Source organism: Streptomyces fulvoviolaceus (assembly GCF_000718165.1).
Classification (GTDB): domain Bacteria; phylum Actinomycetota; class Actinomycetes; order Streptomycetales; family Streptomycetaceae; genus Streptomyces; species Streptomyces fulvoviolaceus.
In genome coordinates this window covers 15,259-40,996 of the sequence record NZ_JOEY01000051.1, presented here as the reverse complement: position 1 = coordinate 40,996, position 25,738 = coordinate 15,259, and the positions used below count along the sequence as shown (strand labels likewise).

At 71.1% G+C, this 25,738-nt stretch carries 24 protein-coding genes; 9 read left to right on the top strand and 15 right to left on the bottom strand.

Translation table 11 applies throughout. The features are described from left to right. Window positions 1–14 precede the first annotated feature (14 nt). Window positions 15–1,100: a WD40/YVTN/BNR-like repeat-containing protein gene (locus IG08_RS0141960; protein WP_030616011.1), complete on the bottom strand. Its 1,086-nt coding sequence runs from the start codon at window positions 1,098–1,100 to the stop codon at window positions 15–17. Between the two features lie 303 nt (window positions 1,101–1,403). Between IG08_RS0141960 and IG08_RS0141955 the strand changes: the two genes are divergently transcribed. Then, window positions 1,404–1,991 (top strand): Rv1733c family protein, encoded by a 588-nt coding sequence (locus tag IG08_RS0141955; protein ID WP_030616009.1) that lies wholly within the window; start codon window positions 1,404–1,406, stop codon window positions 1,989–1,991. A 90-nt stretch (window positions 1,992–2,081) separates the two neighbouring features. Here the strand turns inward: IG08_RS0141955 and IG08_RS0141950 are convergent, their stop codons facing one another. Then, the gene (locus IG08_RS0141950; protein ID WP_030616007.1) at window positions 2,082–4,094 is read right to left on the bottom strand and encodes a HEAT repeat domain-containing protein; all 2,013 of its coding nucleotides are present in this window, start codon (window positions 4,092–4,094) and stop codon (window positions 2,082–2,084) included. 106 nt (window positions 4,095–4,200) lie between these two features. Further along, a complete protein-coding gene (locus tag IG08_RS0141945) occupies window positions 4,201–5,868 on the bottom strand; it encodes an acyl-CoA dehydrogenase family protein (protein ID WP_030616005.1) in 1,668 nt (555 codons plus the stop codon). A 65-nt stretch (window positions 5,869–5,933) separates the two neighbouring features. Here IG08_RS0141945 and IG08_RS0141940 point away from each other — a divergent pair, with 65 nt between their 5' ends. Next, window positions 5,934–6,665, top strand: coding sequence for a PaaX family transcriptional regulator C-terminal domain-containing protein (locus IG08_RS0141940; protein ID WP_030616003.1), 732 nt, complete (start codon window positions 5,934–5,936; stop codon window positions 6,663–6,665). Window positions 6,666–6,728: 63 nt separating this feature from the next. Here the strand turns inward: IG08_RS0141940 and IG08_RS0141935 are convergent, their stop codons facing one another. Both IG08_RS0141935 and IG08_RS0141930 read right to left on the bottom strand, forming a co-directional pair. Beyond that, on the bottom strand, window positions 6,729–7,529 hold the full coding sequence (locus tag IG08_RS0141935) for a pectate lyase (RefSeq protein ID WP_030616001.1): 801 nt from the start codon (window positions 7,527–7,529) through the stop codon (window positions 6,729–6,731). Window positions 7,530–7,570: 41 nt separating this feature from the next. Then, window positions 7,571–8,548 carry a pectate lyase family protein gene (locus tag IG08_RS0141930; protein WP_030615998.1) on the bottom strand — a complete coding sequence of 326 codons (978 nt, stop codon included), beginning with the start codon at window positions 8,546–8,548 and terminating at the stop codon, window positions 7,571–7,573. A gap of 314 nt (window positions 8,549–8,862) precedes the next feature. Between IG08_RS0141930 and IG08_RS0141925 the strand changes: the two genes are divergently transcribed. Continuing rightward, the gene (locus tag IG08_RS0141925) at window positions 8,863–9,951 is read left to right on the top strand and encodes a glycoside hydrolase family 62 protein (RefSeq protein WP_234343101.1); all 1,089 of its coding nucleotides are present in this window, start codon (window positions 8,863–8,865) and stop codon (window positions 9,949–9,951) included. Window positions 9,952–9,968: 17 nt separating this feature from the next. Beyond that, window positions 9,969–11,294 carry an extracellular catalytic domain type 1 short-chain-length polyhydroxyalkanoate depolymerase gene (locus tag IG08_RS0141920; protein WP_078655945.1) on the top strand — a complete coding sequence of 442 codons (1,326 nt, stop codon included), beginning with the start codon at window positions 9,969–9,971 and terminating at the stop codon, window positions 11,292–11,294. A gap of 5 nt (window positions 11,295–11,299) precedes the next feature. Here the strand turns inward: IG08_RS0141920 and IG08_RS0141915 are convergent, their stop codons facing one another. Both IG08_RS0141915 and IG08_RS0141910 read right to left on the bottom strand, forming a co-directional pair. Beyond that, window positions 11,300–11,479, bottom strand: a complete 180-nt coding sequence (locus IG08_RS0141915) for a hypothetical protein (protein WP_030615982.1) — start codon at window positions 11,477–11,479, stop codon at window positions 11,300–11,302. 296 nt (window positions 11,480–11,775) lie between these two features. Beyond that, a complete protein-coding gene (locus tag IG08_RS0141910; protein WP_030615980.1) occupies window positions 11,776–12,855 on the bottom strand; it encodes an NADH:flavin oxidoreductase/NADH oxidase in 1,080 nt (359 codons plus the stop codon). Between the two features lie 131 nt (window positions 12,856–12,986). On the opposite strand from IG08_RS0141910, the gene IG08_RS0141905 reads away from it, so the two are divergent. After that, a complete protein-coding gene (locus IG08_RS0141905; protein WP_030615976.1) occupies window positions 12,987–13,355 on the top strand; it encodes an ArsR/SmtB family transcription factor in 369 nt (122 codons plus the stop codon). Here the strand turns inward: IG08_RS0141905 and IG08_RS0141900 are convergent. Together IG08_RS0141900 and IG08_RS0141895 are read right to left on the bottom strand one after the other, a co-directional pair. Beyond that, window positions 13,260–14,663, bottom strand: coding sequence for a nucleobase:cation symporter-2 family protein (locus IG08_RS0141900; RefSeq protein ID WP_043456519.1), 1,404 nt, complete (start codon window positions 14,661–14,663; stop codon window positions 13,260–13,262). The two genes, IG08_RS0141905 and IG08_RS0141900, sit on opposite strands and share 96 nt — an antisense overlap. 139 nt (window positions 14,664–14,802) lie before the next feature. Then, window positions 14,803–16,146, bottom strand: a complete 1,344-nt coding sequence (locus tag IG08_RS0141895; protein WP_030615970.1) for an FAD-dependent oxidoreductase — start codon at window positions 16,144–16,146, stop codon at window positions 14,803–14,805. 190 nt (window positions 16,147–16,336) lie between these two features. On the opposite strand from IG08_RS0141895, the gene IG08_RS0141890 reads away from it, so the two are divergent. Then, the gene (locus IG08_RS0141890) at window positions 16,337–16,807 is read left to right on the top strand and encodes a DUF6214 family protein (RefSeq protein WP_030615967.1); all 471 of its coding nucleotides are present in this window, start codon (window positions 16,337–16,339) and stop codon (window positions 16,805–16,807) included. Window positions 16,808–16,830: 23 nt separating this feature from the next. Here IG08_RS0141890 and IG08_RS0141885 read toward each other — a convergent pair whose 3' ends face one another. Then, window positions 16,831–17,508 carry a DUF305 domain-containing protein gene (locus tag IG08_RS0141885; RefSeq protein ID WP_030615962.1) on the bottom strand — a complete coding sequence of 226 codons (678 nt, stop codon included), beginning with the start codon at window positions 17,506–17,508 and terminating at the stop codon, window positions 16,831–16,833. Between the two features lie 95 nt (window positions 17,509–17,603). Here IG08_RS0141885 and IG08_RS0141880 point away from each other — a divergent pair, with 95 nt between their 5' ends. Continuing rightward, complete coding sequence (locus IG08_RS0141880) at window positions 17,604–19,106, top strand: LVIVD repeat-containing protein (protein WP_030615960.1); 1,503 nt, start codon at window positions 17,604–17,606, stop codon at window positions 19,104–19,106. Here the strand turns inward: IG08_RS0141880 and IG08_RS0141875 are convergent. The 5 genes from IG08_RS0141875 to IG08_RS0141855 all read right to left on the bottom strand — a co-directional run bounded on the left by IG08_RS0141875 (window position 19,094) and on the right by IG08_RS0141855 (window position 23,297). Next, on the bottom strand, window positions 19,094–19,780 hold the full coding sequence (locus IG08_RS0141875; RefSeq protein ID WP_030615956.1) for a TetR/AcrR family transcriptional regulator: 687 nt from the start codon (window positions 19,778–19,780) through the stop codon (window positions 19,094–19,096). The genes IG08_RS0141880 and IG08_RS0141875 overlap by 13 nt on opposite strands. 197 nt (window positions 19,781–19,977) lie before the next feature. Then, complete coding sequence (locus IG08_RS0141870; protein ID WP_030615954.1) at window positions 19,978–20,670, bottom strand: HAD family hydrolase; 693 nt, start codon at window positions 20,668–20,670, stop codon at window positions 19,978–19,980. A 327-nt stretch (window positions 20,671–20,997) separates the two neighbouring features. Beyond that, entirely contained in the window at window positions 20,998–21,669 is a 672-nt protein-coding gene (locus tag IG08_RS0141865) for a phosphatase PAP2 family protein (RefSeq protein WP_030615952.1), read from the bottom strand. Window positions 21,670–21,734: 65 nt separating this feature from the next. Then, a complete protein-coding gene (locus tag IG08_RS0141860; protein WP_030615951.1) occupies window positions 21,735–22,667 on the bottom strand; it encodes a M56 family metallopeptidase in 933 nt (310 codons plus the stop codon). A 96-nt stretch (window positions 22,668–22,763) separates the two neighbouring features. Further along, window positions 22,764–23,297, bottom strand: a complete 534-nt coding sequence (locus IG08_RS0141855; RefSeq protein ID WP_030615949.1) for a DUF5134 domain-containing protein — start codon at window positions 23,295–23,297, stop codon at window positions 22,764–22,766. A gap of 158 nt (window positions 23,298–23,455) precedes the next feature. Here IG08_RS0141855 and IG08_RS0141850 point away from each other — a divergent pair, with 158 nt between their 5' ends. Both IG08_RS0141850 and IG08_RS0141845 read left to right on the top strand, forming a co-directional pair. Then, window positions 23,456–25,135 carry an FUSC family protein gene (locus tag IG08_RS0141850; RefSeq protein ID WP_030615947.1) on the top strand — a complete coding sequence of 560 codons (1,680 nt, stop codon included), beginning with the start codon at window positions 23,456–23,458 and terminating at the stop codon, window positions 25,133–25,135. Next, window positions 25,132–25,674: a MarR family winged helix-turn-helix transcriptional regulator gene (locus tag IG08_RS0141845; RefSeq protein WP_030615944.1), complete on the top strand. Its 543-nt coding sequence runs from the start codon at window positions 25,132–25,134 to the stop codon at window positions 25,672–25,674. Before IG08_RS0141850 ends, IG08_RS0141845 begins: the two co-directional genes overlap by 4 nt. The last annotated feature ends 64 nt before the right edge of the window (window positions 25,675–25,738 follow it).

The window sequence follows — 25,738 nt, the reverse complement described above, 5'->3', positions numbered from 1 at the left end:
CACCCCCGTCCGGTTCATCCGACCACCGCGGCCCGCACGCACAGTACGTCCGGCAGGTGCGCGGCCAACTGCCGCCAGCTGTCGCCGTCGTCGGCCGAGGCGAACACCTCGCCGTTGCGGTTGCCGAAGTAGACGCCCGCCGGGTCCGCGTCGTCCGTGCACATCGCGTCCCGCAGCACCGTGCCGTAGTGGTCCTCCTGCGGCAGGCCCGCGGTGAGCGGCTCCCAGCTCTTGCCCGCGTCCGCCGTACGGAAGACCCGGCATCGGTGGTCGGCCGGCACCCGGTCCGCGTCGGCGTTGATCGGGAAGACGTACGCCGTGTCGCCGCGGCGGGGATGGGTGGCCGCGGCGAAGCCGAAGGTGGAGGGCAGGCCCTCGCCGATGTCCGTCCAGTGCGCGCCCGCGTCGTCGCTGCGGTACACGCCCCAGTGGTTCTGCAGATACAGCCGGTCCGGGGTCGCCGCGTCCTGTGCGACCTTGTGCACGCACTGGCCGAACTCCGGGTTCGGGTCGGGCAGGAACACCGCGGAGACACCGGAGTTGGACGGCTCCCAGCTCTCGCCGCCGTCCTTCGTGCGGAACACCCCGGCCGTGGAGACGGCCACGGTCACCGCGCGCGGGTCCCGCTTGTCGGTGAGGACGGTGTGCAGGCCCTCACCACCGCCGCCCGGCACCCACTTCGACCGGGTGGGGTGCTCCCACAGGGGACGGACGAGCTCGAAGCTCTCCCCGCGGTCCTCCGAGCGGTACAGCGCGGCCGGTTCCGTGCCCGCGTACACCACGTCCGGCTCCGCGGCCGCCGGGTGCAGCTGCCAGACCCGCTCCAGCGAAGCCTCGGTGTCCTTGGGGAACTTGACGGCGGGCCGGGCCGGTTCGGTCCAGGTCCGGCCGAGGTCGTCGGAGTGGAACACGGAGGGGCCCCAGTGCGCGCTGTCGCCGCCGGCCAGCAGCCGCGGACGCTCGCCGCGGGTGTCGATCGCGACCGAGTACACGGCCTGTGCGTTGAAGTAGGGACTCTCGTCGAACTCCCAGGTGCCACCGCGCCTGCGCCCGATGAACAGGCCCTTGCGCGTGCCCACGGCGAGCAGTACTTCGGTCATGCCGATCACCTCCGGGACGGCTTTGTCTCAGACACCGGCCAGTCTGCACCTCGCCACTGACAGTTACCTCTGGAATCGGCTTTGCCGCAGGTCAGGGCGGGGATGGTAGCTGACCGCGGCGATCCGTGGGCACCTTTGCGGAAGATGCCGCGCGCGAGCGGGGAACCGGTGGGACGGTGGAGACGGAGAAGGTGCCGTGAGCATCTAGGAGGCGTCTCCCGTATGGGAGGGCGGTCCCTGCATGTACGTGCGCGCGTCTCCGGCATGTTCGTGCGCCCGTCGCTCATGAGGAGGATGCCTTCGATGGCGTTCCGTGGTCCGAAGGTCTGGCTGTGGCGCTGGCGGCGCAATCCGCTGAAGCGCCGCGCCGACACCGTGGAGGCTTGGGTGGTGCTCGGCGCCTGGGCGCTCACCGTTCTCGCCGGGGTGCTCGCCGGTCTGGCGGTGAACGGCTCCGTAGAGCGCCAGCTGGCCCGGGAACGCGTCGAGTGGCATCCCGTGGTGGCCCACCTCACCGAGGCGGCGCCCGGCACGGCCGAGGCCGGCACATCCAGCGGCGATCGGGTGTGGGCGAGGGTGAGCTGGAGCGGAGCGGACGGCTCGACCCACACGGGCCAGGTCCGGGTCGGCCCCGGCAGCACCCTCGGCACCCCCGTGACGGTCTGGACGGACCGTGAGGGCCGCATGGTGACGCAACCCGCCACCGAGGCCCAGGCCCGGGTCCGGGCCGCGTTGATCGGCGGCCTGGTGGGGTTGAGCGCTGCCGTCGTGCCCTTCGTCGGCGGCCGTGTCCTGTGCGGACGGCTGGAGCGCCGGCGCGTGGACCAGTGGGACACGGAGTGGGCCCGCTTCGGCCCGCTGTGGGGCGGAAGACGAGCCGACGGGAGGTGACCGTCGGACGGCTCGGCGCGCTCCTCCACCGGGTCTCCCTGCGTGTCCGCGACGCCGGACACGCGGAGGACTCCGCACCCGCCCGGAGGGCTACGTGTCGGTCAGGACCTCCCGGCAAGCCCGCAACAACTGCTCGTCGTCGAGGACGTCATGGCTGCCGTATCCGCCGGACGACGACGCCAGATGCCGTCGTGGAGCGGACAGTTCCGCACGGAGCAGGTCGTGCAGAGGTGCTCCGTCGAGGCCCGGGACGGCGAGGCACGTGGCGATCGTCCGGCGTGTGTTCGGGTGGTCCACCCAGGCCGCACGCAGCACCGGGACGGCGAGGTCGGGCTCCCCGCTGATGCGCCACAGGGCACACGCGGCGGACGTCCGTTCCCACGGGTCGCCGGCCTGGGCCATGCGCCGCAGTCCGGGCAACGCCGGCCGGGCCGCCGGACCGAGCCGCGCCAGCACCTCGGCGGCCGCGCGCCGCCCCTGAAGCCGCTCGCCCGTCGACTCACTCATCAGGACCGGCAGTACGGCCGAGGCGTCTGCCCGCACCGACCACAGCGCCCCCGCGGCGCCCGCCGCGCAGTCGGACTCCAGCAGCCCGCACAGCACCGGTATGGACTCGGCGGCCGCGCCCCCGAACGCGTCCAGTGCCCGCACCGCCGCCTCCACCACGCCGTCCCGCAGCCGGAGACCGTCCGGCATGCCCCGCAGAAGCCGCAGCACTTCCGGTACGGCCTCCGTGTCGCCGAGTGCGGTGAGCGCCGACAGCAGCGGCACCGCACGGGCGAACGTCCCGGGGGAGTCGAGCGGTACCTCACCCAGCCTGCGCCGCAACGCGGGGGCGAGCGGAGAAGCGGCCGGGCCGAGATGGGCGACCACATACCCCAGGTCGTCGGGCACGACGGGCCCGGCCAGCACCTCGGCCAGGACCGGTACGACGCGTGGATCCCCGCTCCTGGCCAGGGCCTTGAGCGGACCGCCCAGCGTCGGAGCTCCGCGCTCCCACCGGCGTACCCACAGATCGGGCCGGGCGGCCACCAGCGCGGCGAGATCGTCGGCGGCCGGAGCGGCCAGGTCGAAGAGATCCACCAGGACGGACACCGCGGCATCGCGCAACCTGTCCTCATCGGCGCCCAGTTGAGCGCCGATCAGGGCGACAGGCACGGAATGGTCGGCGCGCCACTCACGGAACAGCCCCGTGGACATCCACACGGCGTTGCACCGGTCGGTCGCGTCCGGGCTGGTCAACTGCCCCTGGAGGAGAGCGATCCGGTCGTCGACCCGGCCACCGAGCGCGGTGTGAAGGGTCCGCAGCAACTGGGAGCCCTCCTCGTCCGAAGGCCGCAGCCGCCGCAGCCGGCCCACGAGCGTGTCACCGTCATGACGGCCGGTCCCGATCGCCCTGGCCGACCGCCGTTCGGACCGTTCCCTGAGCAGCTGGACGGCGGTGGGCACCAGGTCGGGCGGGAGCCGGTCGGAGGCACAGCCCGCGAGCTGGCCGAGCGCCGCGAGCCGCAGCCCCGGGTCGTACGGTGGCCCGCTCTGCGCCGTGAGCAGCGCCAGCGCCTCGGCGGCGTGCCCGGGGTGACGCCGTACGAACAGGCCGAGGCTCTCGGTAACGGCGAGCAGCACCCGGTCGTCCCGCTCCAGCATGATCCGCCCCCGCAACAGGCCCAGCACCCGGGTCGGTTCGTCGAGGAAGCGCACGAGGGCCTCCGGGGCCGCCCGGCGCACCGCCGCGTCCGCGTCCCCGGCCAGCCGGGCGAAGGCCTCGGCACCCGCCCGGACCGCGGCCCGGGCCGTGGCGTGGGGGGCGTCCGCGCCCGCCTCCCGGCCCTCCGTCCCTATGCTGACGAGGAGTTCGACGAGTCCGCCCCGGTCCGCCACCTCCGCGCGCTCCACCAGCGCGAACAGGAACGGAACGCACGCGAGTGTCGAGTCGTACACGTCTCCCTGGTGGTGCACGGCGCCGTACATCCCGTCGAGCGCGGACTGCCGCTCGGCCGGGTCCGTGGAGGCAAGCCCTCGCAGTAATCCGGGCACGTCCTCCGCACTGCCGTACGCATGCCGCAGCGAAGCCCAGTCGACCTCGTCGATCCCCGTGAACACGTTGTCCTCCCCCGTGCGAAGTGCCAACTGATCGGAGTCTGCACCACGGCACTGACAACGAAGCGGAATCGGGAGGTGACTGTGCGCACTGGGCGGGCGGGAGGAGTCAGTTCCCGCCAGGCAGCGCCCGCCCCAGGATCGCCTCCAGGTCGGCGGAGTCCGGCAGCGTGCCGAAGGCGTGCCCCCAGTCGCCGCCGAGCCGGGTCGCGCAGAAGGTGTCGGCGACCGCGGGCGGGGCGTACCGGACGAGGAGCGAGGCCTGGAGGGTCAGGGCCATCTGCTCGACCAGCCTTCGGGCACCGGTCTCGGACGCCGAGGCCAGCAGCCCCTTCAGCCCGGTCACCGCCGTGTCGAGTCGCGCGTCCGCCCCCTGCGCCAGGGCGAGTTCGCCGAACAGGGCCTCGGCGGTGGCCGGTTCCCGACGCAACGCCCGCAGTACGTCGAGGGCGTTGACGTTCCCCGACCCCTCCCAGATCGACAGGAGAGGAGCCTCGCGGTAGTGGCGGGGCATGCCCGAATCCTCCACGTAGCCGTTGCCGCCGAGGCATTCCAGGGCCTCCGCGGTGAAGGCCGGACCTCGCTTGGTCACCCAGTACTTGCCGACGGCGGTCGCGATCCGCCGGAACGCCTGCTCACCCGTGTCCCCGCGCACCGCCCGGTCGGCCGCACCGGCCAGCCGCAGGGTGAGCGTGGTCGCGGCCTCGGACTCCAGCGCGAGATCGGCCAGGACGTTGCGCATGAGCGGCTGGTCGAGCAGCCGGGCCCCGAAAGCGCTGCGGTGCCGTACATGGTGCCCCGCTTCGACGAGCGTCCTGCGCATCAGCGTCGCCGACATCATCACGCAGTCCAGCCGGGTGCAGTTGACCATCTCGATGATCGTCTTGACACCCTGTCCCTCGGGGCCGACCAGCCAGGCGACGGTCCCGTCGAACTCGGGCTCGGAGGAGGCGTTCGACCGGTTGCCCAGCTTGTCCTTGAGGCGCTGGATACGGAAGGTGTTGCGGCTGCCGTCGGGCAGCACGCGCGGCACCAGGAAGCACGACAGGCCGTCCGGGGCCTGGGCCAGGACGAGGAACAGGTCGCACATCGGCGCCGACGTGAACCACTTGTGCCCGCGCAGGGTGTAGACGCCGGGCTCGGCGGTGCGCGTGGCCGCCGTGGTGTTCGTCCGTACGTCGGAGCCGCCCTGCTTCTCGGTCATCCCCATGCCGGCCAGCAGACCGCGCTTCTCCGTCGGCACCCGCAGGACGGGGTCGTACTCGCGGCCGGTCAGCAGCGGTTCGTAGACCTTCGCCAGCTCCGGCTCCTTCCGCAGTGCGGGGATCGCCGCGTACGTCATCGAGGTCGGGCAGCCGTGACCGGCATCGGTGTGTCCCCACACCAACCCGCCTGCCGTACGGGCGACATGGGCGCCGGGTCGGTCCTCCGCCCAGGGCGTGCCGGCCAGCCCCTCGCCGACCGCGACCCGCATCAGGTGGTGCCAGCTCGGGTGGAACTCGACCTCGTCCACGCGATGGCCGTACCGGTCGTGCGTGCGCAGCTCGGGCTCGTGGCGGTTGGCCTGATCCGCCCACTCCTGGGCCTCGGGGCTGCCGGCCGTGAGGCCGAGCCGCCGGATGCCCTCCTCCGCCCAGTCGGCCCCCTCGCGCCGCAGCCCTTCCAGCAGGGCGGGGTCGTCGGAGGCGTCGTACGGGGCCAGGGGAGGGGGCTGGTTGGTGACGTCGTGTGTCGCGTGTCCTTCGAGCTGCTGCGTGTGCGCCGGTGTCGAGACCATGAAAGGAGTGTTGCACTATCTCCGCGGTCGCAGCAATCATGCAACACCACCTACAGTACGTGACCATGCGGACGAACGTGACAGGGCAGCCCGGTGAGCTCGAACTGCGCCCGCTGTCCGCCCGCTCGGTCGTCCTGAGCCTGCTGCTCGGCACGCATCCGCCCGAGCTGCCGGTCAAGGAGCTCGTACGCGGCGTGGAGCCCTTCGGGGTCGGCGGCTCCACCGTGCGGGCCGCGCTCAGCCGCATGGTGGCGGGCGGCGACCTGCGGCGCACGGACACCGTCTACCGCCTCAGTGACCGGCTGCTGGAGCGTCAGCGGCGCCAGGACGACGCCGTGCACCCACGCACGCGCGCGTGGAGCGGCGACTGGGAGATGGTCGTGATCACGGCGACGGGCCGCGGCCCCGCCGAACGGGCCGACCTGCGCGCCCGGTTGACCGCACTGCGGCTCGCCGAACTCCGCGAGGGCGTCTGGCTGCGGCCCACCAACCTGCGCCGCACGCTGCCGGACGACCTCGACCAGGTGGCCGAGCGCTGCACGGCCCGCCCCGACCGCCCCGCGGACGAGCTGGCCGGGACCCTCTGGCCGCTCGACACCTGGTCCGCCACGGGCCGGGCGCTGCTCGACCGAGCCGCCCGGGCGGCTCGCCCAGCGGACCGCTTCACCGTCTTCGCGGCCGTCGTACGGCATCTGCTCGCAGACCCCGTGCTGCCCGCCGAACTCCTGCCCGCCGACTGGCCGGGAGCCGCCCTGCGCACCGCGTACGCGGACTACCGGCGGGAGTTGAACGCATGATGCGGCGGCCGTGCGAAGCGCCGTGCGGGGACGCTTCGTACGGCCGCCTTCACCGTGGGGGGATCACTTATAGGTGATGTCGGATGCCGCGTAGTTGCAGTAGGTGCCGTCCGCGTTCGAGCCGTTCGTGGTCGGCTCGGCGCCCGTGTTGTTGCCGATGTACTTCTGGCAGGGCGTGATGTCCCGGTCGCCGTCACCGATGATCGTGATGTTGCGCAGCGCGGCCGTGTCGCCGTAGTTGGTGTTGATGCCCACCAGCCTGTTGCCCGGCGCGGTCACCTCGATGGTGTTGAAGATCGAGGTGCGCTGGTACTGCGTCGAGCAGTTGCCGCAGGAGCGGTAGAGGGCGCCGAAGTTCTGCACCGCGAACTTGGAGACGACGAGCTTGCCGCCGCCGTTGTGCTGGAAGACCTTGTCGGACGCGTTCTTCGCGCCTCCGCCGTAGACGATGTAGGTGTCGTCACTGGCGCCCCTGAAGGTGGCGGCGTCCTCGCCGACGTCCTCCCACCAGACGTTCTGCAGCGTGCAGCTGCCCTGGCAGTGGATGCCGTCGGCGGCCGGGGCTCCGAGGATGACGTTCTTCAGGACCGCGCCGTCCGCGAGCCTGAGGATGGGGTCCTGGCCCTCGTCCTGGCCACCGCTGCCCAGGTCTCCGGTGCCGTACAGGCGGATGTACCCGTAGTCCTTGGTGCCGGAGATCGCGATGGTCGAGGAGACGGCCTGGGTGCCGGTGGCGGAGGGCCAGGTGGCGGCGCTCGCAGGAGACGCGCCACCAGTCATGATCATGCCAACCGCTAGGCTGAGCGCGGCCAGCGTGCCGGTTAATGCGCGACGCAGGCCGCGCGGGTGAGCTGCAGAAGTCATGTCCCGATTCCTTCTGTCTTCTCGGGCGGATGGGGGGCTGTTCAGAGCTTTCCGGCGCCCGCGCCGCCCGTCACCGAGGCGACGACGGAGGAGGCGGGCTCGGCGGTGTAGCTGTACGGGGCGGTGGTGAAGGTGCCGACCTGGGAGACCTCGGTGGCGGCTCCGCCGAGGTCGTTGCCGCGCAGGTTGGCGTACCCGTCGACGTCACTGCTCCGGTTCGTGGTGACGGCGACTCCGGTGTCCCGGAAGACGTTGTTCTCCACGAGCATCTGGGCGCCCATGCGCGAGTGCACGGCGGTCTCGGCGCCGACGACGTAGTTGTCGTAGAAGTGCCCGGTGCCGAAGCGCAGGCTGGGGATGCGCGAGTAGACGTTGCTGAAGTGGTTGTGGTGGTACGTCACCTTCAGGTGCCCGGTGTCCTCGCTCGCGTTGTTGTCGCTGTGGCCGACGAGCGAGCCCTTGAAGTGGTCCTTGAAGGTGTTCCAGGAGACGGTGACGTTGTCGGAGCCGTGGTTGATGTCCAGCAGGCCGTCGTAGTAGTCCTTGTCGTGATCGCGGTCGGCCGAGAAGGAGTTGTGGTCGATCCACACCTTCGTCGACGCCTGGACGGTCACGCCGTCGGACGGGGCGAGCGGCTTGCTGATGTTCAGGTTGCGGACGACGACGTTGGTCACGTTCTTCAGCCGCAGCCCGCCACCGGTGAACCCGGACGACGAACCGACGCCCAGCACCGTGGTGTTGGAGCCGACGTCCACCTGACCGCTCAGCGTGATCAGGCCGCTCACCTTGACGACCTTCGCCGTGCTGCCCGTGACCGCCGTCTTGAAGGCGTCCAGCGAGGAGACGGTGACCGCCGTGGCGCTGCCGCCGCCGGTCGTGCCGGCGCCGAACCCGATCGGCGAGGACTCGGCGGCCCCGGCCGACTGGGGAAGGACCAGGACGGCCGCCGTCGCGAGAGCGGCCGCGCCGGCGGCCAGTGCGGATCTTTGCGCGTGTGTACGTGGGGGGAGAGTACGCATGGGGGTGCGTCCCTTCATGGTGCCTGGTTGGTCAAGTACATGAATCTTGTGCGTCATTGTGAACGCCCTGCGCATGCAGAGTGGCTGTGCAGGCCCGGAGCGGTTCGGGTCGGTCACACTGCTGAACGGAACGTAGGGTGCAAGCGCTTTCTAGTCAACGCTTTGCGCAGAAGACATTCGGTCACGCCTGGTGGGCGGCGCGAGCGAATTCTTTCGGAGCGTGGGAGCGCTTCCATGGGGGCCATGTGCATGCCACGATGCTCGGCGGACGCTTCCCTTCCGAGAGGGCCGAGAAAGCCGAGAGGGGCGAGTCGATGGCGACTCCACGTATGCGTACGTTCATCAGCGGACTGGTGCTCGCGTTACTGGCCGTCGGGCTCAGTGTCCTGGCGCCCGGTCCGGCGGCGGCCGAGTCCGAGGGGCGGGCCGCGCTGCCGGACTCCTTCAGCTGGTCCTCGACCGGTCCGCTGATCGCTCCCCGGCCGGATGCCGACCACCCGATCGTCTCCGTGAAGGACCCGACGGTCTTCCGGTACAAGAACCGCTGGCACGTCTACATGACGACCGCGAACACCGCCGGGGCGTGGAGTCTGTCCCACACGAGCTTCGCCGACTGGTCCCAGGCGGCCGCCGCACCGCAGACCTTCCTGGACGCCAACCCGAACATCGGCAACCGGTACGCCGCGGCCCCCCAGGTGTTCTACTTCGCGCCCCAGAAGCTCTGGTACATGGTCTACCAGACCGGCCCGCCCTCCTACTCCACGACCAAGGACCCCAGCAAACCGGAGAGTTGGAGCGCGCCGCGCTACTTCTTCGACGCCGAGCCCCCGGTCCTCACGGAGAACAAGGGGTCGGGCTTCTGGCTGGACTTCTGGACGATCTGCGACAAGGCCGACTGCTACCTCTTCTTCTCCGACGACAACGGCCACCAGTACCGCTCGCGGACCACGCTCGCCGAGTTCCCGAACGGCTTCCGCGACACCGAGATCGTCCTGGCCGAGCCCAACCGCTTCGACCTCTTCGAGGCGAGCAACGTCTACCGCCTCGGCCACAGCGGCAAATACCTGATGCTGGTCGAGGCCCTGGCCACCGGCTCCGACTGGCGGCGCTACTTCCGGGCCTGGACCGCAGACAGCCTGGGCGGCACGTGGACGCCACTGGCGGACACCGAGGCGAACGCGTTCATCCGCTCCAACAACGTGACCTTCGCGGAGGGGGAGCCGGCCTGGACGAAGGACTTCAGCCACGGCGAGATGATCCGCGACGGCGTCGACCAGACGCTCACGATCGACCCCTGCCGACTGCGGTTCCTCTACCAGGGGCTGGACCCTGCCGCGTCGGGCAGTTACTCCCAACTGCCCTGGCGCCTGAGCCTGTTGACACAGACCAACTCCTCCTGCTGAACGGAAGGGACAAGGACGTGTCCACCACCCCCCGCAACACCGCGAGGAGACCGCTGCGTTCCGTGCTGGTGGTCCTGCTGACACTGCTCACGGCGGCCCTCCTCGGCGCGCCCGCGGCCTCGGCCCGCCCCGAACCCGCCGCGTCGGCCGCCGTTGTCGCCCCCACCGCGACGCTCACCGAAGTCACGAACTTCGGGGCCAACCCCAGCAACCTCCAGATGTACCTGTACGTGCCGGACAGCGTCACCACGAACCCCGCGGTCGTGGTGGCCGTGCACTACTGCACCGGCTCCGGACCGGCCATGTACACCAACACCGAGTGGGCCTCGCTGGCCGACACCTACGGGTTCGTGGTGGTCTACCCGTCGGTCACCCGGGCCAGCAAGTGTTTCGACGTGTCCTCGCCCCAGGCGCTGACACGGGGCGGCGGCAGTGACCCCGTAGGCATCAAGTCGATGATCGACTGGACGGTCGGCACCTACTCCGCCGACAGGAGCAGGATCTTCGCCACCGGCATCTCCTCCGGTGCGATGATGACGAACGTCCTGCTGGGCGACTACCCCGACGTGTTCGCGGCCGGTGCCGCCTTCGCCGGCGTGCCCTTCGGCTGCTTCGCCACCACCGACGGCTCCGAGTGGAACAGCGCCTGCTCCGGCGGCACGATCACCCACACCCCGCAGGAGTGGGGCGACATCGTCCGCGCCGCCTACCCGGGCTACACCGGCGCCCGCCCGCGCATGCAGGTGTGGCACGGCACCGAGGACGACGTCCTGCGCTACCCCAACTTCGGGGAGGAGATCAAGCAGTGGACGAACGTCCTCGGCGTCAGCCAGACCCCGGCCGCCACCGACTCGCCCGTCTCCGGCTGGACCCGCACCCGCTACGGCGCCACCGGTGACCAGGCCCCCGTCGAGGCGGTCAGCCTCCAGGGCGTGGGCCACAACCTCTACACCACCGGCATGGCCACCCGCGCCCTCACCTTCTTCGGCCTGGACGGCGACGGCCCCGCACCCCAACCCCAGCCCGGCGCCTGCAAGGTGACCGCCACGACCAACGCCTGGAACACCGGCCTGACCGCCTCCGTGACCCTCACCAACACGGGCACGACCACGATCAACGGCTGGCAACTCGGCTTCACCCTTCCTGCCGGCCAGACGATCACCAACGGCTGGGGCGCCACGTACGCCCCGGCGTCCGGGGCGGTGACGGCGACGAACGCGTCGTACAACGGCACACTCGCCGCGAACGCGAGCGTGACCATCGGCTACCAGGCGAACCACAGCGGGAACAGTGCGGCGCCGACTACCTACACGCTCAACGGGACGGTCTGCGGCGCGAGTTGAGCTGTTCACCGGCTGTCCCCATCCTCCGGCGGGACGCCCCGGCGCAGTGCCCGGGCGTCCTGCCGGACCTGGTCCCAGGAGCGCAGGAGGCCCCGGATCTGGTCGAGCAGTCCGGTGAGGACGTAGAGGAACACGGACACCACGCTGGCCGCGCCCAGGATTTCCAGGACGATCTGCGACTCCATACTCGGGCCTCCTCCGAGAGGAGGGTGATCGAACCGAGTGCGAGCCGCAGGCAGGATGGCAGGTGTCTCAGGCCGACCACCCTGAACCGACGGTGATCAACTGAGGCCCTGCCGGCGTGCAGGCCGCGTGTGAAGTTGTCGCGATTGACGCGTCGCCGATCGTCTCGGCGGACACGCCCGAAAGGGACGCCGGACCCATTCCCGTCGCAGTCGGCTGTGCCGACCGTGCACAGGGGAGCCTAGTCATCGCTTCCCTGTGCCGTGAGCGTTTTCCCGGACCGGCCGAAGAACCGTGTTCAGACCGACCGGTGGTACTGGTCCGGCACCCGCACGTCCGCGCCCAGCTCCCGCGCCGCGTGCCGCGCCCAGGACGGGTTGCGCAGCAGCTCGCGCCCCAACAGCACCGCATCCGCCTCGTCGTTCGCCAGGATCTTCTCCGCCTGTTCGACGTCCGTGATCAGGCCGACCGCAGCGACCGGCAGCGACGTCTCGGCCTTGACGCGGGCCGCGAAGGGGACCTGGTAGCCGGGGCCCGTCGGGATGCGGACGCCGGACGCGTTGCCGCCGGTGGAGACGTCGAGGAGGTCGATGCCGTGGGCGTGGAGGTCGGCGGCGAAACGGACCGTGTCGTCCGGCGTCCAGCCGCCCTCCTCCAGCCAGTCGGTCGCGGAGATACGGAAGAACAGGGGCTTGTCCTCCGGCCATACCGCGCGCACGGCGTCGACGACCTCGAGGGCGAAGCGCGTGCGGTTCTCGTACGAGCCGCCGTACGCGTCGGTGCGGTGGTTGCTGTGCGGGGAGAGGAAGTTGCTGATCAGGTAGCCATGGGCGCCGTGGATCTCGGCGATCTCGAAGCCGGCGGCGAGGGCGCGAAGCGCGGCGTCCGCGAACTGGCCCACGATTTCCTGGATCTGAGCGACCGTCAGCTCGGTCGGTACCGGGTGTCGCTCGTCGAACGCGAGCGCGCTCGGACCCAGTGGCTGCCATGCGCCCGCCTCCGGACCGAGGGGCGCACCGCCCTTCCATGGCCGGTCGGTCGAGGCCTTGCGGCCGGAGTGTGCGAGCTGGATGCCCGGGACCGTGCCCTGGGAGACCAGGAAGCGCGTGATCCGGCGGAACGCCTCGACCTGGGTGTCGTTCCAGATACCGAGGTCGTACGGGGAGATCCGGCCCTCGGGGCTGACACCGGTGGCCTCGACGATGAGCAGGCCCGTGCCGCCGGCCGCGCGGGCGGCGTAGTGCGCGAAGTGCCAGTCGTTGGGGGCGCCCGTGTCCGGACCGAGTGGGGCGGCCGAGTACTGGCACATCGGCGGCATCCACACCCGGTTGGGGATCGTCACGTCGCGCAGGGTGTAGGGCTCGAAGAGTGCACTCACGGCGGGCTCCATTCTTCACGGGACCGGTGGTCGACTCGTACGATAGGCATCGTAGTACGCCAGGTGTCAAACTACGAGAGGTCTCGTACAATGGATTTCCCGAAGGGTTTTCCCGAAGAAGCGGAGCCGCCGTGACCTCCCCCGCCGTCAGCAGCCGCGCCCTGCCGCACCCGGCGCGCGACGAGATCCGGCTGGAGGGCATCCTGCACGCGCTCTCCGACCCGATGCGGCTCCAGATCGTGCGAGAGCTCGCCGCTGTCAGCGACGAGCTCTCCTGTTCGCACTTCGATCTGCCCGTCACCAAGTCCACCACCACGCACCACTTCCGGGTGCTGCGCGAGAGCGGAGTGATCCGGCAGATCTACCAGGGCACGGCCAAGATGAACGGCCTGCGCCGGGACGACCTAGACGACCTCTTCCCGGGACTTCTCGACACCCTCCTCGACGCCGCCGCCCGGCAGGTCGTCCGCCTCGGCGACCGGACCGGCGGAGTCGGCTGAACCGGCCTTCGCCGGCAGGTGGTTGAAGAGCAGGTTCAGCACGATCGCCGTCAGACAGCCCGCGCTGATGCCGCTGTTCATCACCGTCTGGAACCAGTCCGGGAACTTCGCGTAGATCGTCGGCACGCCGACCGGCAGCACGCCCATGGCCACCGAGACGGCCACCACCGTCAGGTTGTTGTTGCCCTTGAAGTCGACCTGGGCGAGGGTCTTGAGGCCGCTCGCCGCCACCGTCCCGAACATCACCAGGCCCGCACCGCCCAGTACCGGCGCGGGTATCGCCGCGACCACCGCGCCCAGCTTGGGCAGCAGGCCGAGCAGGACGAGGATGGCGCCGGACGTGGCGACGACCCAGCGGCTGCGGACGCGGGTCATGCCGACGAGGCCGACGTTCTGCGCGTACGCCGTGTACGGGAAGGTGTTGAAGACGCCGCCCAGGACGGTCGACAGGCCGTCGGCGCGCAGGCCGTCCGAGAGGGAGCGCGAGTCGACCTTCCGGTCCGTCATCTCGCCGACCGCGATCAGGTCACCGGTCGTCTCTGTCATCGTCACCAGCGCCACGACCAGCATGGAGATGATCGCGGACGCCTCGAAGGTGGGCGCCCCGAAGTGGAACGGCGTGCTGATCCCGACCCAGTCGGAGTCCCCGACCCCGCCGAAGTCCGTGAATCCGAAGGGGACGGCGACCGCGAGGCCCACCGCGATGCCGATCAGCACCGCGATCCGGCTCAGGAACACCGGCGCGAACCGCTGCACACCCAGCACCACCGCGAGCACGAAGGCGGCCAGCGCCAGGTTCTTCGGCTCGCCGAAGTCCGCCGCACCGACGCCGCCCGCGGCCCAGTTGCCCGCGACCGGCAGCAGCGAGATGCCGATGATCAGGATCACCGTGCCCGTGACCAGCGGCGGGAAGAAGCGCAGCAGCCGCCCGAAGACCGGCGCCAGCAGCACGATCGCGAGCCCCGCGACGATCACCGAGCCATAGATCGCGGGCAGTCCGCCGCCCGTCGTACCGATGAGCACCATCGGCGACACGGCCGCGAACGTACAGCCCTGCATGATCGGCAGCCGCACGCCGAAGCGCCAGAAGCCGATGCACTGGATGAGCGTGGCGATACCGCACACCAGCAGGTCGGCGGTGATCAGATACGCCAGATCCGCGGGGGACAGCTTCATCGCACTGCCGACGATCAGCGGCACGGCCACTGCGCCCGCGTACATCGCGAGCACGTGCTGGAGGCCGAAGGCGGCCAGTTGTCGTACGGGTGGGACCTCGTCGACGGGATGCACGGGTGCGGTCGTTGCCATGGGCACTCCAGAGCGGCGGATGGCTGGGAACATTCGAACAGCACGAGACCGTACGAGGCTTGAACAGTTTGTTGATTTCGGCGTTGTTGCCGATGTGTGTCATGCCCACCCGGTTGCCCGCCAAGCCGCTATGAGGCCGCTATGACGCCGCCGAGCGCACCGCCGCCAGCAGTGATTCCCAGTCCGGCAGCTTGACGACGCCCCGCCCGAGCGAGGCGCCGAGCTCCGCCTCGGCCCGCTCGATCGCCTGCCATCCCGCCCACGGGACGGGCCGTACACCCTCGGCCCGCAGCGCCGCGAGCGGGTCGTCGGGCCGATCTTCGTGTACGAGCAGAGCGGCGTCCTCGAGCAGGGACGTCACCGTCTCCTTGGCGTCCGGCCGGTTGGTGCCGATCACCCCCGTCGGGCCACGCTTGATCCAGCCGGCCACGTACTCGCCCGGGGAGGCGAAGTGGCCGCGCACGACACGGCCCTCGACGTTCGGCACGATGCCGCTCTCCGCGTCGAACGGCAGCCCCTCCATCGGCATCCCGCGATAGCCGACCGAGCGCAGCACCAACTGCGCCTCGATGTCCTCGAACCGCCCCGTGCCGGTCACGCCGCCGCGCCCGTCGGGCTCCGTCCGCTCGAAGCGCACCGCGCCCACCCGCCCGCCCTCTGCGAGGAGTTCGACGGGGCGCAGGAAGAAGCGCAGCGAGATCCTGCGGGGCGCGTCCTGCGGGACGGCTCCCGCCCAGCCGCGCAGCACCTCCACGTTGCGGCGCTGGGCGGCCGGCAGCGAGGAGGGGTCCGGGTAGGCCGGATCCAGCGCCAGCTCCGCCGGGTCCACGGTCACGTCGGTGTCCGGAAGGGCGCCCAGCTCGCGCAGCTCCTTGGTGGTGAAGCGGGCCTGGGAGGGGCCGCGTCGCCCCACCATGTGGATCTCGGTCACCGTGCTGGCGGCCAGTGCGGAGAGCGCCGCCTGGGGCATGTCGGTGGGGCTGAGCTCCGCCGCGCCGCGCGCCAGTATCCGCGTCACGTCGACCGCGACGTTCCCCACGCCGATGACCACGGCCGCCCGGGCGGCGCGCACGAAACCGTCGGCGACGGAGTCGGGATGCGCGCTGTACCAGGACACGAACTCGGTCGCCGACCAACTGCCCGGCAGGTCCTCGCCGGGGATCCCGAGGTGCCGGTCGGTGGCGGCGCCCACGCAGTAGACGACCGCGTGGTACAGCTCTCGCAGCCGCGTGGCCGGGACTCCGGCGGGCCCGACCTGGACGCCCCCGAGGAACCGCACCCGCTCGTGCTCCAGTACCGTCCGCAGGTTGTTCTGCAGCGACTTGATCTTCTCGTGGTCCGGAGCCACGCCGTACCGCACCAGGCCGTACGGGCACGGCAGCCGGTCCAGGACGTCGACGCGCACTTCGGGATCCAGCTGGACGAGGCTCTGGGCGGTGTAGCACCCGCTCGGCCCGGAGCCGACGACGGCGACACGCAGCACGGCGGAACTCCTTACGAGAGGAGATCGCTGACAGCTCCAGGATCGCACCGCCGCTGCTGCTCTGACAGGGTGCCGGAGCAGTGGAGACGCGCGTGTCCATTCTTATGGAATGTGATCATGCGGTTACGTTGCGTGTGTGCTAGAAGCATCGTTTCTTAATCTTTCTGATCGTTGCCCGACGGACGGCACCGTGTCCGTGTGGCCCGCGTGGGAAGTGCGGGAGGACGAGGCCGCGACGGCGTGGTTCCACGTCCGGCTGGCCTTCCCCGACGGGGCCCGGGTGGACGTGCTCGCCGTGGTCGCCGAGGGGTGCGTCTCCCTGGAGGACGTACGGGCGCAGCCGGCGCTGTCCCTCGACGACCTGGCCGCTCTCGCGGACTGGATCGAGGAGCCGCTCTCCGAGGCCTGCGGAATCGGGCCCGAGACGGATCCCGGGACGGAGTCCGAGGCGGCCGGACCCAGCCGTGCCCGGCCTGCCTGGCCGCGCGGCGTGGAGGGGCGCCGGCTGGTCGCGCAGGAGTACCGCGCGGCCCAGGAGGAGGGCGTCGACCCGGTCCTCGCGGTGATGTGCGCGACCGGGCACAGCCGTCGCAAGTCGCTCAGGCTGATCTCCCAGGCGCGTGACGCGGGATTCCTGACACCCCGTCATGCCCGGCGCTGAGCAGTTCTGTTACTGGCCCGCGCCTACTGCATGTCGCGCATCCGGTTGATCTCGCTGGTCTGTTGGGCGACCACGTCGTCGGCCATCTCCTCGATCCGGATGTTGTTGCCCTGTGCCTTCACATCCGTGGCCATGGTGATCGCCCCCTCGTGGTGAGTGATCATCAACGTGAGAAACAGCTGGTCGAACGCCTTCCCCTGCGCCGCGCGCAACTTCTTCAGCTGTGCCTCGGTCGCCATGCCGGGCATCGCGGCGTGCTCGTGGTCGTCGCTCTTCTCGGCCTTGCCGTGCTCCTTCAGCCAGGCCTTCATGGCGGCGATCTCCGGCCCCTGGGCGGCGGAGACGCGGTCGGCGAGCGCCTTGACCTTCGACGACTCGGCGCGGTCGGGGGCCAGTTCGGTGATCTCCAGCGCCTGTGTGTGGTGCTCGATCATCATCCGCGCGTACGAGACGTCGGCCGAGTTGGGGGTGTCGTCCTCGCCGCGCTGCCCCTCCGCGTCCTGCGCGGACAGCGTGCGGTTCGCCTCGCCCGGCTTGCCCGGCACCAGCACCGAAGGCCCCGTCGCCGCCGACGGCTTCGCGTCCGATCCGGAGTCGCAGCCCCCGAGCCCCAATACCACGAGGGCGGTCAGCGACACCGTGACGAGAGGTGTACGGGGCGCACGGCAGAAGAGCGCAACGGCCGCCCGGGGCCCTTTCATTACAGGTTCGTTGCCCTCTGTTGATATGTGCATGGTGAAGACGATACTTCGGGGGTGCGTGAAGCGTTCCACATGAACGGCACAGGGAGGAAACAGTGATCCTGTTGAAAGATGCCCGAACCCGCCACAGACGCCTGGGAGTTGCCGCGGCGGCCGTCGGCCTCCTGGCCGCGCTGCTCACCGCCGGCCCGGCCGCAGCGACCCCCGACCCGGGGGACGCGCCGGCCGCGAGCGAGGAGGTGTCCAAGAGCACCGAGGCCGAGGTCAAGGCGGCGATAGCCGACGGCGAGATACCCGGCCAGGACGAGATCGTCCACTCCGACAACATCGAACACCTTGTCAACATCCCCAAGGACGCGCTGCCCGGCACCAATTCGGACCTGGCCTTCCAGGGCAAGTACGCCTTCTCCGGCAACTACGACGGCTTCCGCATCTTCGACATCAGCAACCCGAAGGCGCCGAAGACCGTTTCCCAGGTCCTGTGTCCCGGCTCGCAGAACGACATCTCGGTCTCCGGGAACCTGCTGTTCCTGTCCACCGACTCCTCGCGCAGCGACAACAGCTGCAACAGCACCACGCAGCCCGCGACCGAGAAGTCGTCGTGGGAGGGCATGAAGGTCTTCGACATCAGTGACAAGGCGAACCCGAAGTACGTCGCCGCCGTCGAGACCGCCTGCGGCTCGCACACCCACACGCTGGTGCCCGAGCGCAAGAACGTCTACGTCTACGTCTCCTCCTACTCGCCCAGCGCCACCTACCCCGACTGCCAGCCGCCGCACGACGGCATCTCCGTCATCAAGGTGCCGCGCGGCGCCCCCGAGAAGGCGGCGGTCGTGAACTTCCCCGTGCTCTTCCCGGGTGAGGGAGCGGACGGCGGCGGCAACCCCGGTTCGCCCACCAACCCGGGTGTCTCCAAGACCACCGGCTGCCACGACATCACGGTGCTCCCGGAGAAGGACCTCGCCGCGGGCGCCTGCATGGGTGACGGCATCCTGTTCTCCATCAAGGACCCGGAGAACCCGAAGGTCATCGACCAGGTCCAGGACAACGTGAACTTCGCGTTCTGGCACTCGGCGACCTTCAACCAGAAGGCCAACAAGGTCGTGTTCACCGACGAGTTGGGCGGCGGCGGTGCGGCCACCTGCAACGCGGAGATCGGTCCGAACCGCGGTGCCGACGGCGTCTACGACATCGTCGGCAAGGGCGACAAGCGCAAGCTCGTCTTCCGCAGCTACTTCAAGATTCCCCGCTACCAGGCGGCCACCGAGGTCTGCGTGGCCCACAACGGCTCGCTGATCCCGGTCAAGGGCAAGGACATCATGGTCCAGGCCTGGTACCAGGGCGGCGTCTCCGTCTGGGACTTCACGGACTCCTCGAACCCGAAGGAGATCGCCTACTTCGAGCGCGGTCCGGTGAACACCGAGCAGCTGACGACCGCCGGCCCGTGGTCGGCGTACTACTACAACGGCTACATCTACTCGAACGACATCGCCAAGGGCTTCGACGTCCTGAAGCTCAGCGACCGGCGGACGGATCCGGCCAAGCGGGTCCGGCTGGGTGAGCTCAACGTCCAGACGCAGCCGGACTACTTCGACTGACCGGCCGTCGGTTCTCCGGCCGGTTCTCCGGTCGCGAAGAAGCGTGACAGATCGGTCTCGCACGTCCCGCCGGGCGCCTCGTCGTCCGGCGGGACCCCCTGCTCCCAGTCGAGCCGGTAGCGCGTGAACAGCTCGGCCCGCAGGGTCGGCAGGGACATCGGGACGCCGGGCACGAGCGCCGCGTAGACGGCGCCCATGAGCAGCGCGCGCAGCATCGGGTAGTCGGTGTCGGGGTCCTGGGAGCCGTGGCAGGCGACGGTGTCACGCAGCAACTCGGCCAGTCGCCGCTGCTCCGGGCACGGCACGAAACCCTCGGCCTGCAGCAGCCCGGCCATGTGCTGGCGCATCAGCACGGGCCGGTCCCGGGCCAGGCCCAGGATCGCGTCGATGGCCCGCGCCATCCGCTCCCGGCCGTCCTCGGTGTGCGGCTCGCGCTCCAGCGCCTCCTCGAGCGTGCGGTGCATCAGCCGGTGCACGGCGGACTGCACGAGCTGGCGTTTACCGGGGAAGTAGTACGACACCAGACCGCGCGCCGAGCCGGCTCTGTCCGCGATGTCGCCGAGCGTCGTCGCCTCGTATCCGTGCTCGCTGACGAGCTCGACAGCGGCCTGCAGGAGTCGCTCCCGGGAACGGCGGCGCAACTCTTCATTGACCGAGGCGCTGCGCGGGGACATGCTGTACTCCTGCGTTGACTGGCTATCAGCCAACTATACTCAGCGCGTCCGGACCGGCCCGTGAAAGGCCTGGTCGGGGCTGCCGCCTGCTCTGGGCGACGCGGGGGATCGTCCAGGGTGGGCGAGCATCCCACCCTGATGGTGGCCTCAGGCTACCTTTGGTGCGGGTCGGGCCCCCTGTTTTCGAGCAGCCGGGTTCAGCCGACCAGATCCAGTACCGGTCGCAGCCCGTCCGGCCGCTGTGTCACCGGCAGGTGGTCCACGAAGTGCACCCCGCAGCCCAGAGCCGCCGCCCCGCCGTCCGCCCGCCGGTCGTCGCCGACCATCAGGACGTCCCGCGGATCGGCGGCGAGCGCGGCGCAGGCCGTCTCGAACAGCCGCGGGTCCGGCTTCTGGATGCCGTGTTCGTACGACAGCACGTACGTGTCGACGTACGGATCGAGGCCGTGCTCGCGGAACACCGGCCGCAGATCCCAGCCGATGTTGCTGACCACCCCGACACCGATCCCGCGCTCACGCAGCGCGTGCAGCACCTCGGCCGCGTCGGGGTAGGGCTGCCAGGCGGCCGGGGCCATGTGCCGGTCGTACAGCGTGTCGTGCAGGGCCGGGTCGGGCAGCGGGACCTGGCGCGAGAGCCCGGTGTACGCGGCCCGGTGCAACTCGGCGCTCTTGTCGCGGATCTCCCAGATACCGGCGACCTCGTCGGGCAGCGGCTCGCTGGGGGAGGCCCCGCCGGGCAGTGCGCCCACGCGCTCCAGAGCCTGCGCGGCCGCGATCAACTCGGCCTCGCCGAGGACCAGTTCGGCCTCAGCCAGGGCCCCCCGCAGCCATGACTCGGTGGACTCGATACGGAAGAGGGTCCCGGAGAAGTCGAAGAGCACGGCAGTCATACGGTGATCTTACGGGGCCACGTTCCACGCTTCGGGAAGATCGCAGCCGAGGTCGCCGACACCGGCGCGCTCCAAGGGTGGGTGGGCGCGTGCTGGGAGTCGAGGTCGGTGGACTGGTTGCTGACTTCGTGGTCAGCGCGTGCTCGCTCATACGGGGTGCGAGCCGTAGCAGTGCGTCCGGCGTGACGACGAAGGTGAACGGCTCCGTCCCGGTGCCGTCCCGCGGCCGGACGGCCAGGTGTCCAGGTCCGCCACGGCGCGGACACTCGCCCTCCGGTGCCCGCCCGCACCGTCGACCTCAGGTCCGCCGGACCCGCATGGCACTGGTCACGGCCGCCACCGCTGGTGGACCGTGACCGCCAGCGCCACCAGCAACGCGCCCAGCAGCCAGCCGCCCACCACGTCCGAGGCCCAGTGGACACCCAGCCACACGCGAGTGAGACCGACGCCGGCCACGGAGACCACGGCGACGGTCACGGCCGTACGCCACAGGGCCCGGCCGGCGCCGTACCGGTGCAGCAGCCACAGGAGCAGTCCGCAGACGACCGTGGCGGTCAGGGCGTGGCCCGACGGGTAGGCCGCGTAGTGGGCCGAGTCGACGGGGTCGGACCAGACGGGCCGCTCGCGTCCGACCGCGGCCTTCAGCGACTGCTGCAGCAGTGTGCCCAGCGCACATGTGGCCACCAGCCATACGGCTGTCCAGCGGGCATGGTGCCGCCACACCAGCCACACCACGGCGACCGCGGCCACGATGCGCATCGTCCACGGGTCCCAGACCCAGTCCGTCAGGATGCGGAACGTCTGAGTGATCCCGTCCTCGTCGACCGCCCAGCGATGCGTGGTGACGGCGATGCTGTCGTCGAGCGTCATCAGCGGGTACCACCCGACCGCGACCAGCACGAGCAGCAGCGCGGAGCACAGGGCAAGGACGCCGGAGAGGCGGGCAGCGGCGCGGTGCTCCGGTGGGCGGGGCGGGGAGTCGACGGACGGGGTGTGCATACTGCGATCCTCGCCGACCGGTGGGGCGTGAGGCCAATCCCGGTGCCGTCCGGCGCCCGGGCCGGTTATCCCAGCGCCCGCAGCCCCGGCACGAACGCCACCAGCACCGGTACCACCGGCACGAGCGAGGCCACCGCCGTCAGCCGCAGCCGCCGGGCCGCCGTGAGCCGGTCCGGCGGGGTCAGCAGCCGGTGCACCCGCTGCGGCACATGGGCCTGCGGGGTCGGGCAGGGGCCGAACACGCCCCGGTCCTCGTTGAGTTCGACCAGTGCGAGGGCCGTCGTCTGCCGGCCGAAGCGGCGGGAGGCCATGTCGTCGGCGGCGAGTTCGACCAGACGGTGCATCTCGTCGCGGAACGCGGCGAACACCGGGACCTGGGGAAACCCGCCGGCCAGCGCGGCCGAGCAGTGCAGCAGCCAGTCGTGCCGGGCCTGGGCGTGACCCTCCTCGTGCGCGACGAGGGCGTCCAGCTGCCGGCCCTTCAGCCGGCGCAGCGCGGCCGTGGTGAGGACGAGTCGGGGAGCCGCGCCCGGCAGCCACCAGGCGTCGGGCCGCGCGCCCTCCAGGACGACGAGCCGGCTGCCGGGCTCCTCGCCGGGCAACAGCGGGGCGCTGACGAGGAGTTCGGCCCGGCGCAGCCGACGCCGGCTGCGTGCCCCCGCGACCTCACGGACCAGCATGGCGCCGCTCCACACGCCGCCGCACGCGAGCGCCACCGCGGTCATCGCCGCCCAGGGACCGGCCGTACCGAGCGTGTAGGCCTCCACGACGGCGTGCGGTGCCGAGCCGAACACATGGCCGCGCACCGCCTGCCAGGCCACCGCCGCGCTGAGCGTCATCGACAGTGCGCAGCACAGGAGTACCGCTGCCACCACGCACTGCCACATCCACAGCGCGAGCACCGGTTCCCGGTCCGCCCAGTCCGTCCGGGCCAGCACCCGGGGGGCGATGACGGCGGTCAGGGCGCCGAGCAGCAACAGTGCCGCGGGGAGCATCATGAGCGCAGCCTATGAGTGCGGCGCCGTTCACGGGTACGGCCCGTGCGTTCAAAGTGACGCAGGCAACGGTTGCGTACGGCGCCCACGCCGACGGCGTCAGAGGGTCAGCAGCATGGCGACCATGCCGATCCCCATGGACAGCCGGCACGCCCGCGCCAACTCCGGCCGGTCACCCCAGCCGACGGCCCCCGCCGTACCGGCGGCCACGGGAATCAGCCGTACGCCGGACAGCAGTACGTATCCCACGAAGTAGAGGAGCAACACCCCTGTCAGGAGCGGGACTCCGGAACCGGCGTGGTGTCCGGGGGAGGCCGCCATCACCACCGCCATGTAGACCATGGCCAGGGCCCCCACCAGATGGTGCAGGTGATGTGTGCTCGCCCGCGCCGCCCACAGGGCGCGCAATGCGGCCGCGCCGAACACGGCCGCGTAGACGGGCCAGGTCCAGGACGGCGGCGTGAACACCGCCGCCGGTACGGCCATCGCGGCCATGCCGAAGCCCATGAGCGCCTCGCCGCCCGCGGCCCGGCGCTGTTCATCGACGGCGCTGCGCATCCGCAGCAGGCAATAGGCCCCGGTCGCCGCACAGAGCGCCACCAGCAGCCAGCCGGGCGAAGCCGGTCCGTGCACGCCCACCTCCCCGCTCGACGGTCGGTCAAGGGATGCCCGCGCCGTACGGCGCGCAATCGAGCGCAATCGAGCGCAAGGGTGTACGCGGGGCGTGCGATGGAGCACAGCAGGTCAGCAGCAACGGTTTACGAGTAAAACACCTGCTAAACTCATGACTCATGAGCAGTGCGCCCCCCACCTCCGACACCCCGCTCCGCCGCCGTCTCCCGCTGACCGGCGTGCTGCGCGTCGGCAGGCCGTCCGACATCTGGTTCAAGCCCGCCCTGAGCGTGGTCGTCGCGGTCGCACCGCCCAACCTGACGCTGCTGGCGCTCGGCCGCCTCGACCTGGCGATGTACACGATGGCCGGGTCCCTGTGCGCGCTCTACGCCCACAACCGTCCGTACGCCGCCCGGGCCCGCGCCCTGTCCTGGGTGGTCCTCGGTATGGTCGCGGGCCTCGCCGTCGCGCTGGTCGCGGCCTCGCTCACGCAGAGTGCCGTCGTGCTGGTCACCGTCGGTGCCCTGCTCGCCGCCGTGCAGAAGGTGCTGTGCGACGCCACCAGGATCGGCCCGCCCGGCAATGTCATCCTCACCTTCATCAGCTCCGCCTCCCTGTTCGCGCCCCAGACCCTCGGTCAGGTTCCCGGCCACCTGGCCCTGGCCCTCGCGGCGGGCGCCTGGGCCTGGCTCATCGGCATGGCACCCGGCCTGCTCCGCCCGCACGGCCCGGAACGGAGGGCCACCGCGCAGGCGCTGAACGCCACCGCCGCGTACGCCGAGACCCGCGGCACCGGCGACGGACACGCCCGGGCCCGTGCCGCCGCGGCCGCCGCCGTACAGGCCGCCTGGCAGACCCTGCTGTCCGCTGGCGCCCGCACCGAGCCCCGGCGTGCCCTCGAACGGCTCGTCGTCCGCGCCGAGGTCGCGCTCGCCGCACCCGCCGATACCGACCCGAACAGCCTGCGCACCTGGGCCCGGGAACTGCGCGGCGCCGGACCGGTCCCGCAGACCGGTCACCTCTCGGCGGACGCCGACGAACTCCTCGGCGTGGACGCCGAACTCACCGCGCCCGCACGCCCCTGGTGGAGCAGGCTCGGCCCGCTCACCCCGATCGCGATGCGCACCGCACTCGGCTGCGCACTCGCCGGCTACGCCTCCCTGGCCCTCGGTATCGGCCGCCCCTACTGGGCCCTGGTCACCGCCGCCTCGCTCTACCAGGCCAACGTCACCCTCACCTGGAGCCGCGGCGTCCAGCGGGTCGTCGGCAACCTCGCCGGCGTCCTCCTCTTCGCCGCCGTCGTCCCGCTCGCCCACCTCGGCCCGGCCGCCCTGGTCCTGTGCTGCCTCGCCTTCAACTTCGGCGCCGAGGTACTGATCAGCCGCAACTACTGGCTCGGCAGCGTCTGTGTGACGCCGATGGCGCTGCTCATCACCGAGTTCACCGGATTCCAGGAGCCCGGGCGGCTGATCACCGAGCGGCTCGTCGACACCCTGGTGGGTGCGCTGGTCGGGTTCGTCGCCGCCGTCGCCGTCACCAACCGGCGCGCGGGCGACCGCGTCGAGCACGCGGTGGACGCCGTGGACCGCTCCCGGGAAGGCGCCGCCCGGCTCCTGGCCGAGGCACATCCCGTGCCCGGCGCCCTGGAATCCGCCCGGCGCTCTCTCGCCGCCGCTCTGGTCGACCTGCGGGCCACTGTCGAGGCCGCGTCCGGCGAGTGGTGGCAGCGTGCCCTGCCCCACGAGAGGGTCGTGCGCGCCGAGCAGGCCGGACACCGTACGCTCGCCGCGACGGTACGGCGCCAGGGTCTGCACCCGGACCGGCGCACGGACACGACGACGGAGGGCGTACGGCCATGACGGCAGGCAACCCGGGGAGCACGCCCGGCGTGACGAGGAACGACACGCTCGCCGCGGTCGTCCGGCAGTGGCAGGCAGTCCACCCCGGCCTCGACACCGGCCCCATGGAGATCATCGGCCGCATCAACCGCTGCGCTGCCCTCCTCCAGCAGGCCGAGGACGCCCCGCTGCGCCGGGCCGGGCTCAGCCGCCCCGAGTTCGACCTGCTCGGCGCGCTCCGCCGCACCGGCCACGAGTTGACCCCCGGCGACCTGGCCCGCGAGACCTTCTCCTCGGGCGCCGCGGTCACCAAGCGCCTCAAGCAGCTGACCGAGCGCGGCCTGGTCGAGCGCCGCGGCGACACCCGCGACCGCCGCGTCGCCCATGTGCGCCTCACGGACGCCGGGCGCGAGCTGGTCGACGGGATCCTGCCCGAGCAACTGGCGTACGAGACCGTCGTCCTGTCCGGTCTGTCCCCGCAGGGGCAGGACGAACTCTCCACGCTGCTCGGCGAGCTGCTGGGCCAGTTGGAGGGCCGCCTCGGAGTGCTCCGGGTCTGACCCCGCGAGCTGCGGTTTCGGAAGTTTCGGAGCCGTCCACCTGTTGACGGGGAACACGCGTTCT